This is a genomic window from Thermodesulfobium sp. 4217-1 (genome assembly GCF_039822205.1).
GTDB lineage: Bacteria > Thermodesulfobiota > Thermodesulfobiia > Thermodesulfobiales > Thermodesulfobiaceae > Thermodesulfobium.
This window is the reverse complement of sequence record NZ_JBAGBW010000011.1, coordinates 15,048-28,568: the sequence shown is the minus strand read 5'-3', so window position 1 is coordinate 28,568 and position 13,521 is coordinate 15,048. Positions and strand designations below refer to the sequence as shown.

Sequence of the window (13,521 nt, the reverse complement as noted above, 5' to 3'; positions counted from 1 at the left end):
GTTATCTACTTCTTTTCGGTATCCTCAGTCTTTGCACTAATTTCTGTTGCTTCCTTCTTTTCTTCCTTTTTTGGCTCCTCTGTAACCTCATCCATGCCCTGCTTAAAAGACTTTATAGCCTTGCCCACCGAATTTCCCAATTCTGGCAACCTACTTGGCCCAAACAAGATTAACGCTATAACCAAAACAATAACTAGCTCCTGGGTACCAATCATTTAAAACACCTCCATAATTCTCTCTTGACTCGAATATATCTTGCAACTATTCATTTTAGCATAACCAATTAGAGTAACATTAGAAAAGTCACAAAAATCTACTGCCACATTCGATGCAGCAGTCATAGAAACGATAATAGGAATGCCAAAATATATAGCCTTCATTGCCATTTCAGAAGAAACCCTACCAGTGACAAAAAGAAATGCATCAGAAATATCTCTTTCCAAAGCCCAACCAATAGCCTTATCAACAGCGTTGTGCCTCCCAATATCTTCACAAAGAAACAGCAAAGATTCCTTTGTGGAAAGCGCAGCAGCGTGTATACCTCCACTTATTCTATAAAGGTTGTTCGTGTGTAAAAAATCTCTCAACCTTTTAAAGATAACATCCAAACCAACCTTAAGCTCACTTTTTACGACAGGCAAATTCTGCTTCTTCATCTTTCTGAAAGATTTTCCACCAAAACAACCCGATGTAAGAACCATATCTTGCTTCTTAAAGGGGTAGGCAAGCTCAACAAATATATCTTTGTTTTTAATGTTTATACTTTTTATGTCGTCTTTTGACGCCACCAACCCCTCACTAAACAAAAAACCCTTTATATATTCAGTTAAATGGGTAGGAGACAGTCTTGACGATACAAAAAAATTATTGTTGACGTATATGTTTACCTCTTCTTCGCACGGAACAAATATCCTTGACTTTTCTACCAAGCCTTCCTTGTAGTTAATCACGCTAATTCTCTCCAGTGGAGATATATTCAAGTGCAAATTAAGTATCTGTTTTGCATATTCGAGATCAGAAGGCGTATTTACATTAAAAAACAAAAGTGCAGTATCAAAAAAATCTGATATCTCATCTTCTTCTATTTTTTTCACCTTCACGTCAGGATAAAAAGATATTATTTTTCTCTCATTTTCTCTTAGATACCTTTCTATAACGTCGACAATTTTTTTATCATAGATAGCAAACAATGGCTCGTAAGACTCCCTATAAATAGGTACTGTAACATCAAATCCATTTGATTTACCAAGTAAGTACAAAGCAAACTCTTTGCTTACAAATGGCATATCACAGCTTAAAACAAGAACTTTTTGATTTTTTGCATGTTTGAGGGCGCTGTGAATTCCTGCTAGTGGACCAAAATTTTTATATATATCAGGAAACTTTTGAAAGTCTAAAAAAGAATAGATCTCTTCTGTATTGGTGATAAGAAAGATATCGTTAGAGACATCTTTAAACTCCTCAAGTATTCTTTCAATCATTGTTTTCCCATTTAGTTCTATAAGCGACTTATCCTGGCCCATTCGAGAACTTTGGCCGCCAGATAAAATAGCTATAGAAAAATCTATCTTTTCCAAAATCTTGCTATCCATATACTGATTTCATAAAGTACTACCAAAGGAAGCGCCATAGTGCACTGAGTAAAGACATCGGTGCTTGGACTCACAAGCATTGCGAGTATGAAAAAGCCAAGTATTGCCTTCTTTCTTTGCGAAGCAAGTTGTTTGGAATTTATTATGCCCAGCCTAACAAGAACCAAGAGCACGACTGGCATTTCAAAAAGTAGCCCAAAAGAAAATACAAACATAGATACAAATGAAACATATTTTCCAATAGAAAATAGGGGCTCAATTTCAGGGGATCCAAAGCTAAGCAAAAACCTAATTCCGATTGGAAAGATTACCAAAAATGCAAACATTGAGCCTGAATAGAAAAGTAAAACCGCAGACAATATTCCAATCCACATCGTTTTTTTTGAAATAACCTTTGTGGGCAATATAAAATTTTTTGCGAAATAAAAGATAATATATGGCCATGCCAAATATATTCCTCCTATCAAGCAAATTTTCATTTGAGTCATAAATGCCTCTATAGGTGTGAGAAATATAAGTTTTCCAACTGGCTTTGAAATATATTCCATTAAATCAGGTATAAAAAAATATGTTGCTATAGCGCCAACAGATACAAGAAATACTGATATAAAAATCAAATTTCTAAAGCGCTTTAAGATAATCCATAAAGACTTGTGAAGTCTTTCAAAATCTAAGTCTAAACCATTTAACACTTATAATTTTTTCCCATTCTGTCTAATATTTCCCACTCTTTTTGTAAGAAATTGTTTGTCACAAAATTCCAAAAGGGGAATAGAAAATTTTCTTGTAGTTTTCGTGAGATCCTTAAATTCCAAAACACTAAGATCGCTCTTGCTTTCAAAAAAATCTCTTAATAAGTTGGTTAGAATTTCCAAACTTGAGAAGTGTATATATATCTCTGGAGAGATAGACACCTGTATGACTTTCTGAGATCTTTTTAAAGATGCTATAGCATTGTTAAAAGCTTTTTTATCTTTATATTTTAAACTTATCTCGTCAATTGGAAGAACAGAAAAACCCAAATTTTTAATTTCTTCTTCAACTTTGTCAACCAAAGACAAAACCTTGTCAGAAACCCTTTCTTTCAGCAAAAACGTCTTATCGTCTAAATATCCTTTTTGCCTGGCAAACATGTCTATAATGTTCTGAGAAATCGGAGAGTCTAATTTTTTCAATATCTCTTCCTTAGGAATCTGAGTTTGATATGGATTTTTGGACTCTATGTCTAAAATAATGTTTTCCAATTTTCCAAATAAGACTTTCTGATAATCAGAACTAAAAAAATACATTTTCCCTTCATTCTCAAATATATTAAAATTTCCATTAGTAACAGATTCTTTAATATAGTCAGCGTTATAGCTTGTTTTCTTAGATATGTCAGAGAGTTCTATAATACCCTTTCTTTCTATAATCTGGGCAATATTAGACTTCAGATCTCCATTATCAATAGTCGATTTATCTCTTAGGTAAGTTGACAGATCTCTTAATTTGGCAGGCTCGGTGTCTAGTATAGTGCCTCCACCAAGCGTCTTTTTTACCGAAGGATCTCTTAAAATAAATTTATCGCCTCTGACAGCACAGATTGGAGTCTGGCAAGCAATCTTTATAATGTATGAATTTTTATCATCAGACGCATCTTCATTAAAAGATATTCTGCACACGCTTGATGACGATCCTATATAAAGATGTGCTCTCTTGTTGTTCTTTAAAGATCCATAAGAGCTTAAAACGTTTAAAGAACCCACAAGTTTTGTGGATTCTAAATAATAGTTTTTCTCAACAAGCACTCTGCCTCTCATTATAAAATTTTCATCCAGGGCAGTATTAACATTTACAGCCAACCTCATGCCTGTATGCCCTTCTTGAACTTTGGAAAAGTGGCTCTCAAGATTTTTTACCCTAACAGCATCCTTAAATGGCAGTATTTCAAGAGTGTCGCCAACTCTAACCTTTCCAGAATACACAGTGCCCGTAAGCACAAGACCAAAGCCCTTTATCTTGAACTTTCTATCGATAAAGAGTCTGAAAGGTTTCTTGTCATCGTCATAGCGCTTTGAATAAAGCTTCTCTACCTCATCGTTTAAAACATCTATTATTTCATTGAACCCCTCGCCATTTATTGAAGAAACACAAATTATAGGCTTATTTTCTAAAAAGCTCCCCTTGACAAAGTCTTTTATCTCTTCTTTCAGATATTCCAACAAATCGTCTTCAACTAAATCTTTCTTCGTAATAACAACCAGACCGTCTTTAATTTCTAAAAGTCTAAGTATCTCAAAGTGTTCTCTTGTCTGCTCTTTTATCCCCTCATCGGCTGATACTACCAGAAGAGCAAGATCGACACCGGCAGAGCCAACAAGCATGTTTTCAACAAACCTTTCGTGTCCCGGAACGTCCACAATACCCAATATCTTTCCCGAGGGCAGCTTTAAGCTGGAAAAACCGATGTCAATAGTCATGCCTCGACTTTTCTCTTCAGGAAAGCGCTCTGTTCTTCTGCCAGTAAGCCTAGCAATCAATTCAGTTTTACCGTGATCTATATGTCCAGCAGTTCCTAATATAAAATCTCGCATTCACCACTCGCAGTAAAATTTTGGCGGGAGAGTGAGGGAATTGAACCCACCAGGGGTTTTTAGACCCCACAATGGCTTTGAAGGCCACGGCATCCACCAGGACACATACTCTCCCAAAAGATATTTTAACACAACAAAATTGATAAAAAATTATTTATAAATAGTTACACAACATCCTTAAATACTACCTTTGGGAAAATGCCCTCCACATCTTCTGGCAAACAAACAGCAGTGCCTGGTCTCGTAGTAGTAGCAGTCCCAGCTGCGACGGCAAAAGCAAGAGCATCTTTCAAGCTCCTACCTTCCTTCAATGCCAGAACAAAGCCCGCAACAGAAGAGTCCCCGGCACCAATGGTGTTTTTCACATCAATGGGAGGAGGAGAGGCCCAATATTCTTCTTTTGAGCTCACACAGAGCATTCCCTTTGCACCCATTGAAACCAAAACTATATTAATACCTTTTTTACAAATTGTCCTTGCCTCTTCAGCAATATCCTTTATGTCCTTAAGCTTTTTATCTACCAATCTCTCCAATTCATGAATATTTGGCTTTATTATATGCGGCTTGCTCGAGAGGCCCACTCTCATAGCCTTGCCGTCGGTGTCAAAAACAACCGTAGCACCAATTTCTTTAGATATATCAATAAGTTTATTATAAAAGGCAGGCTGAACTCCTATGGGCAGGCTCCCACTGATAATAACGTATTCAGGACTTGACAATGACTGGATTTGTTTTATGAGCCTCATCAGATCGTGTGGTTGAATTTCAGGTCCCATTGCAGTAAAAAGAGTCTGAGATTGCGTCTTTTCGTCATTTAAAATGATATTTGTTCTGGTATTTGTAGAAATATAAGTAAAATTGCACCTTACGCCATCGTTTAGCAATCTGCCCTCAAGCTCTTCTCCTGGAAATCCTCCTACAAATCCCAGTGCAACGTTATCAGATCCAAAGTTAGCAAGGACCCTTGAAACGTCTATTCCTTTCCCGCCTGCATAGGTAGCTTCTCGGGTAATCCTGTTTGATTCGTCATATTTAATGTCTTCTATCCACATCTGTCTATCTAAGGCTGGATTCAGAGTTATCGTGTAAATCATTTTTCCCCCTTTAGATAAGTTATCTAATTTTACAATCTTTATGAACGTTAAGTTGGCTGGGGAGGGTGGATTCGAACCACCGAATGCTGGCTCCAAAGGCCAGTGCCTTACCGCTTGGCTACTCCCCAATTTTCAAGTACTAAATTATAACAAAAATTATCAAATTTTACAAAGAAGCAAGTGAACTTCACAAAGATTATAATTCTATCTCGAATGCCCTCCTTGGGCAAACCTTAACACATATCCCGCACATCACACAATTTTCTTTTATAAATTTTAGCTCATCATTCTCGTCAAGAACAAGCGCCCTGCTGGCACAAACGCCTACGCACAGACCACAATTAACACAGAGATCTTTATCGTGAAACAGTTCTTTCTCAAGAGAGTCAACCCTAATCTTATTGTTTTGCAGATAACTAATGCCTCTTTCAAGTCTGCCCTTTTCACCTTCGAGCTCTATCATCAATCTGCCTTCTTTTTCTGGAGATATCTGGGCTCTAATAATATTGACAATCAGATCGAAATCTTTTACAAGGTGGTATGTAATTGGAAGTTCAGCCAGTTCAGGAGAGAAACTTAAAATTAATTTTTTCTTAATTATTTGTGTACTCATCTTCTCCTTACCTCCAATGGCCTGACAATTTTATCTTTCGGAAGAAGCTCTACCGGTTCGCTTAACAAAAACTTTTTCTCTACTATCATTTCTTTCAGATTAGTAGCAATTTCCTTAGCTAATGCCCATGAAGAAGTGGAGCCTGTGGGAACTTTTTTGCCATGGATCTCAATAAAACCGCTTCTTAGTTCCTGATAATTTACCTCCCTAACAATCGGCCTTGAACGTGATGCAACAGAGTAGTCAACTACTACTGTCTTTATGTCTTCATTTCCAAGAGACAATTGGTGCATCATGTCTTCGTCTATTACAGGTATAGGTATGCCTATACCCATCATCAATGATATTCCATAACCCTCAAAATATGCGCCGCGAACGTATCTTTTGTTCATTGATTTTAAATCTCCGATTAGCGCAAGCGTTCCCGCAGGTCCAATAGGCAGATTATTTTCATCTCTTGGTTTTGATGAATTGTGTTGAGTACCATGCCATGCCACATAGCCTATTGATCCACCAAAAAATATCCTTGTGCCTATACCAATTGTTCTGTACTCTGGATCTTTGAGCATAGGAGACCACAAGCCACATGTGGCATAATTGACATTTCCATATTTAGGCAAAAGCGCGCCCATATAGGTATAAAGTCTCGTATCAGAAGAGTTAGTTGCCGCAGCATAATTTTGATAGCAATTTCTTGGATTAAACATTATTGCTTCATTTATCTGGTCAAGAGTTATCTTTGTATCAATGTCCTTTTTAGGATAACAGTCTGTCCCTGTACCTGTAGCCTCCAGCCTTACTCTCTTTCCTGACAAAAGATCTTCAATTACGTGTGCACCGCCATACTCGAAATTTTCTGAAGACCTTGCTGTAGCGCCAAGATACGCATCAACTGCTGCGATATAACCATACGCAGGCACTGAGTTTAACATCACTGTATCCATCTTCAAGGGGGGTTCGGTGTGGCCAAAGTTCAAAAAAACACCCGAAGAACACATAGCACCGAAGGTGCCAGTAGTTACCACATCTACCTTGGAAGCAGCCTTTTTGACGCCTTCTTCCTTAACCAGGTCATAAGCTTCTTTCGCTGTTAGAACCACCACCTCGTCTCTTTCTATCTTTTCATTGATCTCGTCTATAGTTCTAACCACAAGAGTAACCCTCCTTTTCAAGACTAAAAGCCTTGTGAATGGATCGAACTGCCTTTTTTACATCTTCCCTTGCAATTATACAAGACACCTTTATCTCAGATGTAGAAACCATCTGAAGGTTGATGTCTACTTCTGACAAAGCCTTGAACATTGTAGCTGCCACTCCAGGCCTATCCCCCATACCTGCACCAACCACAGAAACCTTTGCAACTTTATCGTCATAAATAATACCCTGAGCACCTATTTCTTCAGAAACAACTTTCAAGATGCTTAGAGCCTTAGGCAAATCTTTCAGAGATAGGGTAAATGCCATTTCGGTAAAATTTGTATCGGGTGAAATTGACTGGACTATAACATCTACATTTATATTTTCTTCAGAAAGGGTGCCAAAGATTTTATATGCAATCCCAGGTCTATCTGGAACTTTAATTATCCCCACCTTTGCGACATCCTCATCAAAAGCAATCCCTGTAACAACATTTCTATTTTCCATTTCAACAACCTCCCTAACGTCTGTACCAGGACAATCATAAAAGCTTGAAAGAACCCTTAAAACAACGCCATAGTGTTTAGCAAGCTCGACTGACCGAGGGTGCAGAACCTTTGCGCCTAAGAGAGCAAGCTCCATCATCTCATCATAAGTAACTGTCATTATCTGTCTGGCATCTTCTACAACCCTGGGATCTGTGGTATAAACTCCCTTTACATCGGTATATATTTCACACAAATCTGCTTTTATCGCTGCAGCGATAGCCACCGCAGTTGTATCGGAACCGCCTCTTCCAAGAGTAGTTATAGAATTGTCATCAGCAACTCCTTGAAAACCTGCAATTACAGGCACTTTCCCTTCATCCAAGACTTGTTCCAACAACTCTGGATCAATAGATAAAATCCTCGCTTTTTCATGCAAACAAGTTGTCTTTATATTTGCCTGCCAACCAGTAAAAGATACAGCATCTATGCCTATCTCGTTAAGTGCCATAACCATTATAGCAATAGAAACCTGCTCTCCAGTAGAGAGCAAAACGTCCAATTCTCTTGGTGACGGGTTCTTTGTAATCTTGTCTGCAAGAGATACAAGATGATCAGTGGAATCACCCATAGCAGAAACTACTACCGCTACCCTATCGCCGCTCTTTACGGCCCTACTGATCAGATTTGCAACGTGTTTTACCCTATCGGGACTGCCAACAGAAGTGCCTCCGAATTTTTTTACAACCAACAATGGGGTGTCCACCTCCAAAAATAAAATAATATATTATAACAACAAATTATTTATTATTTAGGTACACATTTAATATATAATATTTTGCATTTACATCAAATTCTTTCCATTTAGAAACAGCGCCTTCTGGATCAAAGCTATCCGGAACAAAAGAAAATATAGAAGGGCCTGCGCCTGATAAAGAGGCAAAATATGCACCATCACGCATAATCCTATCCTTAACCTCTAAATATCCTGGAATCAACTTTGCACGAAAATTCTCGTGCAATCTATCATATATAGCATAATGCATAATATCATATCTCTTACTATATAGAGATTCCAAAATGAGATTTGTCTGAGAAATATTTTTTATTGCGTCTGAAATATTAACTTCCATTGGAACTACCTGTCTAGCCTTTTTTGTTTGCAGTGAAAAATCAGGCACAAAGACAATGGTTTTTGGAAACTCTTTTATAGAAGTTCTTATGGCCTTAAAACTACCATCAGAGTCAGTAAATGATATAGTCAGACCTCCCAATATGGTAGGTGAAACATTATCAGGGTGCCCCTCTACTGAAGATGCCAGAGAAATAAGCTCCTGATCGCTTAACTTGATAGAATGAGCAGATGAAATTATCTTCAATAAGCCTACTATCAAGGAGGCACTCGAACCAAGCCCCTTGCCTATTGGAATCTTGCTATTCAGGCTCCATGTAAGATTTTTTGGCTTGTCTATAGCAAGCACTTCGTGAAGCCTTGATTCAATATTTAGAAGTGAATTTTCAAGTTGCCTGGGTAGATTTGTGACACATCTTTGTCCAAATTTTGCCTCAATTTCTAAAAACAGATCAAGAGACAAACCAAAAACGTCATATCCTGCGCCTAAATTTGAAGTGCTACAAGGAATTAATTCGTAAAATTTTTCCATAATATTATGCGAATAATAATTAAGAGCTTAGCTCTTCTATTAGTTTGTGACCAACAATAAACTTTGAATTTATCGAAGACGCCTCAGTATATCTAAGATCGCTTAAAGAACCGATATAAGAGCGGTCGTAGAAAAGAGCTGGCACGTCTCCATGCTTATGAGTTTTTATTTCACATGAGGTAAGATGGTCTGAAACAACTAAGATTTTCTCAAATGACGATATGTTTTCTAAAATTATAGAAAAGAAATCTTTATCTATCTTCTCAAGAGCAGAAATCTTAAGAAATGGATCGCCTCTATGAGCGCACTCATCGGGAGCCTCAATATGAACCATAACAAAATTGTGTTCCTTTGAAGCCTGTACTGCGCCAATAGCCTTACCTGCAAAATTACTATCGATAAAGCCTGTAACGTTATCTACGCTAATTAAGTCCATACCAGACAATATGCCCAAACCATTTATCAGATCTACAGCACTTATAACGGCCCCATTAAATCCGAATTTATCTTTCAGTTGTGGTAATTTTACAACCCTGCCACCACCCCAGGGCCAAACCATACTCACTTTTAAATCGGGACGAGCAATTTTATAATCTGAGAAAACTTTTATAGAATTTTCAATTAATTTTTTTAAGTCAGGAAAATCGGGCAGATAATCTGCGAATTTCAACCCCAATATGTCGTGAGGTGGAGTCAATTTTGCGCCTAACCAACCTTCATCTCCTACAAGAATATGTCTATAACTAACCCCAGGATAAATTTTCGCATCAATTCCATCTAAAATCTTTTCTCTTGTTTCGATAATCAGTTCTCTTGAATCTTCTGTCTTTATATGCCCAGCAGAGTGATCTAACATAACGCCATCAGAAGCAAAGACCAGGTTCAATCTAAAAGCAGCCATACCCTCTTCAATTTTCAACCCCAAGCTTGCAGCCTCCAAAGATCCTCTCCCTGTATAAAACTCAATAGGATCATATCCCAATATAGCCATATTAGCTACTTCAGAACCGCAAGGAAGACTATCTGGCACGAAATTAGATCTAAAAATCCTGCTCATTTTTGCAATCTTATCTAAATTTGGAGTCTTTGCAACATCAAGGGGTGTTCTGTCGTTGAGTTCTTTCAATGGATTTTCTGCGCTGCCATCTAAAACTACCAGTAAAAAAGCCACATTGTGCCTCCCTGCCTAAAATTTATATGGTAAGCCTATTCATACATTAGTTATCAAATTTATATCTTACGCCGCCAAGGACTTCTCTATCGCTCCTCGTGAGATCTTTTAAATACATCAAAAGATCGACATCCTTAGTAACAGAATATGACAAAATACTATCAAGAGTAGTGCGCTTTGGATCGTATACTTCTGTCTCAAGGCCAAATTTGTCATAATGGACATCTACTCCAGCTCCCAAATGAGAATTCATATATCCCATTCGGACATCCAGGTTATCGTTTATCCTTTGGCCCGCCTGAGCATCGACCTTGGTCTTTCCGCCAGAGTCTCTGACTCCAAATCTGTAAAATCTATCTCCCGGAGGAGATATATCCACGAAAAATGCTCCCTCTCTTTCATCTTTTGGACCGCTAAAGACTCTAACCTGAGGAGTTATTTTAGTATTTGCAAGATAGTCTAAAACTTTTTTTGACCTCTCGGTAATTTCATGAGCGTTGGAAATAGTCTGTTTTATCTCCTCTTTGGTTTTATTGTCTTTTACAATATCATTAAGGTTGGCAGCTAAATTTGAAACATTTTTTGAAGCGTTATTAATATTTAGCAAGGCACTTTTTATCGAAGGCAGAAGCTCTGGATCGGATACTCCCTTATCGATATTCCTTGATATCTCCAAAAGGCTTTCAGAAAAACCCTTAAGGTTACTAACTGTTTGGCTTACGTCCGATTGATTTTTATAAGCAAGCGAGCTCAATACACTGGTAAACCTGTCTATATTGGTCGCAATAGAGGCAGCCAGAAAGAGTGTTTTCTTTATAGACTCCCTTGATTCTGGGTTTAGAAGCGTATCATGAAGGTCTTTTGTAAGGTCGCTGACTCGAACCAATAACAAGCTCGTCTCATCAAGTATCTGCCCATACGAAGGCGGTGAAATTCCTATGACTGTCGAACCATTAGAGAGATATTCTTTAGTCAAAACCCTGGGAGGAGTTATGCTAATAAATTTGTCGCCTACTAAGCCATAAGTTCCAATTGAAAAGTATGATCCCTTAGGTATAAGAACGCTCTTATTTATCATGATTACTGTTTCTACGCCTTTATCAAGGGTCGGTGTAATTTGCTTAATTCTTCCGACTTTAACCCCCATATAATAAACAGGGGCATCGGCTGCCAGACCACTTACATCGGGAAAGTATGCAGTTATATTATACATCGGCTTTAGGAAGTCACTTTGGAACCACAAAACAGAGCCCGCAAGTAAAATTAAGCTAACAATTACAAATATTCCAACTTTTATGGCTCTACCTTTTTCCAAATCTATCCCCTTTCGATTTTATAGCTATTTTCTAAATATTATAATTGAAAAATATATTTTTGCCCTCTGGACCAAGAAATGTTTTCACAAAGGGGTTGTCAATTTCTACAAAATCCTTGGGCTCTCCTTCGAATAATATTTTACCATTATCCACATAAATGATGCTCTCGCCCAGCCTAAATGCAGTTTGAAAAACATGGCTCACAATCAGAATCAAGGCGCCCGTTTGTTCCCTAAGATTTCTAATTAGGTCCTCTATAACCCTACTTGTATGAGGATCGAGACCGGTAGTCGGTTCATCGAACAAAACAATCTTTGGCTTATATACTATAGTCCTTGCAATGGCCACCCTCCTTTGCATGCCACCAGAAAGCTCTGATGGATACAAATTCGCACTATCCTCTAATCCTACAAATTTCAGAGCCTCTATTGAAAGGGAACGTATCTCTTCTCTTGACTTTAGCTTGTGCTCTTTAAGAAAAAATGACACGTTATCAATTACTTTTAGGGAGTCAAAAAGAGCCCCTGCTTGAAATACCATCCCCATATTTTTCCTTAATTCAAAGACTTCTTTGTTTGAAATCTTTGTAATATCCTTCCCCATAATCTCTATCTTGCCACAATCTGGCTTCATCAAACCGATCATCATTCTTAGGATGGTGCTCTTTCCACAACCAGAAGGCCCCATAATTATGGTTATCTTATCATCTGGTATAAAAAAGCTTATATCTTCAAGGACCGATCTGTCCCCAAAACTCTTTGAAACGTTAGAAAAGTTTATCATCTGGAAAACATTACCATTGAGAGAAAGTAGTTAAAAACAAAAATTAGGATTAAAGATACCACAACCGATAGCATGGTAGAATTCCCAACTCCTCTCGCCCCTGCCTTTGTCCTCAATCCTGCAAAAGTGCCCACAAGGGATATCGCACATCCAAAAATCATGGCCTTTACGAGGCTTGCCTCAATATCCCAAACCTTAACCAATATCTTTAATGATTCTGTGAAGGATGATGGGACAACCCCTCCATAGTAAATAGCCACGAAATAACCACCTATGACACCCGCTAAATTGGCTATAACAGTTAAAAGCGGAAGCATCAGCATACAAGCAAAAACTCTTGGTGCTACCAGATAAAATATCGGATCAACCGACATTGATGATAGTGCATCTACCTGCTCAGTAACTTGCATAGTCCCGATTTCAGCAGCCATAGCAGAGCCCACTCTACCTGCTACAACTACAGCAGTGATCATGGGACCTAACTCTCTTATTATTGCAATGCCTACTACGCCGCCAACTACTGAACCAGCCCCATAGAACACAAACTCCCTAGCGGTCTGAATAGCAAATACCATACCAACAAAAAGAGAGGTAATAAATACTATTGGTACCGATTCTACGCCTATCATAAAGCATTGATCGAGAAAAAGAAAAAATCTAAACTTAGCAGTTAAAACAGCTATCAGCGATCTAAAAAAGAGGTATGAAAGCTGCCCTACATCAGAAAAAAATTCACCAAAATATCTCATTAAGCCATCAAAACCTCTTTCATCCAGTATAAATATTCTGCCTCAATATCTTCAATTTTTAAGAAAATTAATTCAGGCGTATCATACGGATGATTTTCGAGCACCAAGGATTTTAACTTTTCTTTTAAAGACAAAAAGCTTTTGGCAATCAAGATATTCTCAGTATCTTCTTTTAATTCCCCTTCCCACATATAGATGGATTTTACATTTTTACAGATGTTCACACAAGCCGCAACCCTTGTCTCAACCAGCTTTTTTGCCAGAAAAACGGCATGCTCTTCCGGAACAGTTGTTATTGCAATACAAGGCCTATCTTTTATGCTTTTTTTGTTCTGCATTCTAAC

The 13,521-nt window shown here is 37.9% G+C and carries 14 protein-coding genes and 2 tRNA genes; all 16 read right to left on the bottom strand.

Annotation, left to right across the window (positions count from 1 at the left end; genetic code table 11):
* Positions 1–5: 5 nt before the first annotated feature.
* The 16 genes from V4762_RS05555 to cutA all read right to left on the bottom strand — a co-directional run bounded on the left by V4762_RS05555 (position 6) and on the right by cutA (position 13,515).
* Positions 6–215: a Sec-independent protein translocase subunit TatA/TatB gene (locus V4762_RS05555; protein WP_347314787.1), complete on the bottom strand. Its 210-nt coding sequence runs from the start codon at positions 213–215 to the stop codon at positions 6–8.
* The gene (fdhD, locus tag V4762_RS05550; RefSeq protein ID WP_347314786.1) at positions 216–1,577 is read right to left on the bottom strand and encodes a formate dehydrogenase accessory sulfurtransferase FdhD; all 1,362 of its coding nucleotides are present in this window, start codon (positions 1,575–1,577) and stop codon (positions 216–218) included.
* Positions 1,565–2,284 (bottom strand): twin-arginine translocase subunit TatC, encoded by a 720-nt coding sequence (tatC, locus tag V4762_RS05545; RefSeq protein ID WP_347314785.1) that lies wholly within the window; start codon positions 2,282–2,284, stop codon positions 1,565–1,567. The genes fdhD and tatC overlap by 13 nt, the downstream gene beginning before the upstream one ends.
* Positions 2,285–4,165 (bottom strand): selenocysteine-specific translation elongation factor, encoded by a 1,881-nt coding sequence (gene selB, locus V4762_RS05540; RefSeq protein WP_347314784.1) that lies wholly within the window; start codon positions 4,163–4,165, stop codon positions 2,285–2,287.
* A gap of 21 nt (positions 4,166–4,186) precedes the next feature.
* A tRNA-Sec gene (locus V4762_RS05535) sits at positions 4,187–4,280 on the bottom strand.
* 49 nt (positions 4,281–4,329) lie between these two features.
* Complete coding sequence (pfkB, locus tag V4762_RS05530) at positions 4,330–5,259, bottom strand: 1-phosphofructokinase (RefSeq protein ID WP_347314783.1); 930 nt, start codon at positions 5,257–5,259, stop codon at positions 4,330–4,332.
* A gap of 53 nt (positions 5,260–5,312) precedes the next feature.
* Positions 5,313–5,387: transfer RNA gene (locus tag V4762_RS05525), tRNA-Gln, on the bottom strand.
* A 68-nt stretch (positions 5,388–5,455) separates the two neighbouring features.
* Complete coding sequence (locus V4762_RS05520; RefSeq protein WP_347314782.1) at positions 5,456–5,872, bottom strand: NIL domain-containing protein; 417 nt, start codon at positions 5,870–5,872, stop codon at positions 5,456–5,458.
* A complete protein-coding gene (locus tag V4762_RS05515; RefSeq protein ID WP_347314781.1) occupies positions 5,869–7,023 on the bottom strand; it encodes a homocysteine biosynthesis protein in 1,155 nt (384 codons plus the stop codon). Before V4762_RS05515 ends, V4762_RS05520 begins: the two co-directional genes overlap by 4 nt.
* Positions 7,016–8,248 carry an aspartate kinase gene (locus tag V4762_RS05510; RefSeq protein ID WP_347314780.1) on the bottom strand — a complete coding sequence of 411 codons (1,233 nt, stop codon included), beginning with the start codon at positions 8,246–8,248 and terminating at the stop codon, positions 7,016–7,018. The genes V4762_RS05515 and V4762_RS05510 overlap by 8 nt, the downstream gene beginning before the upstream one ends.
* Before the next feature lie 46 nt (positions 8,249–8,294).
* Positions 8,295–9,158, bottom strand: a complete 864-nt coding sequence (gene thrB / locus V4762_RS05505; RefSeq protein ID WP_347314779.1) for a homoserine kinase — start codon at positions 9,156–9,158, stop codon at positions 8,295–8,297.
* A 19-nt stretch (positions 9,159–9,177) separates the two neighbouring features.
* A complete protein-coding gene (apgM, locus tag V4762_RS05500) occupies positions 9,178–10,329 on the bottom strand; it encodes a 2,3-bisphosphoglycerate-independent phosphoglycerate mutase (protein WP_347314778.1) in 1,152 nt (383 codons plus the stop codon).
* 46 nt (positions 10,330–10,375) lie between these two features.
* Positions 10,376–11,644 (bottom strand): MlaD family protein, encoded by a 1,269-nt coding sequence (locus tag V4762_RS05495; RefSeq protein ID WP_347314777.1) that lies wholly within the window; start codon positions 11,642–11,644, stop codon positions 10,376–10,378.
* Positions 11,645–11,675: 31 nt separating this feature from the next.
* A complete protein-coding gene (locus V4762_RS05490; protein ID WP_347314776.1) occupies positions 11,676–12,428 on the bottom strand; it encodes an ABC transporter ATP-binding protein in 753 nt (250 codons plus the stop codon).
* Positions 12,425–13,177 carry an MlaE family ABC transporter permease gene (locus V4762_RS05485; protein WP_347314775.1) on the bottom strand — a complete coding sequence of 251 codons (753 nt, stop codon included), beginning with the start codon at positions 13,175–13,177 and terminating at the stop codon, positions 12,425–12,427. The genes V4762_RS05490 and V4762_RS05485 overlap by 4 nt, the downstream gene beginning before the upstream one ends.
* Positions 13,177–13,515, bottom strand: coding sequence for a divalent-cation tolerance protein CutA (gene cutA, locus V4762_RS05480; RefSeq protein WP_347314774.1), 339 nt, complete (start codon positions 13,513–13,515; stop codon positions 13,177–13,179). Before cutA ends, V4762_RS05485 begins: the two co-directional genes overlap by 1 nt.
* Positions 13,516–13,521: the final 6 nt, after the last annotated feature.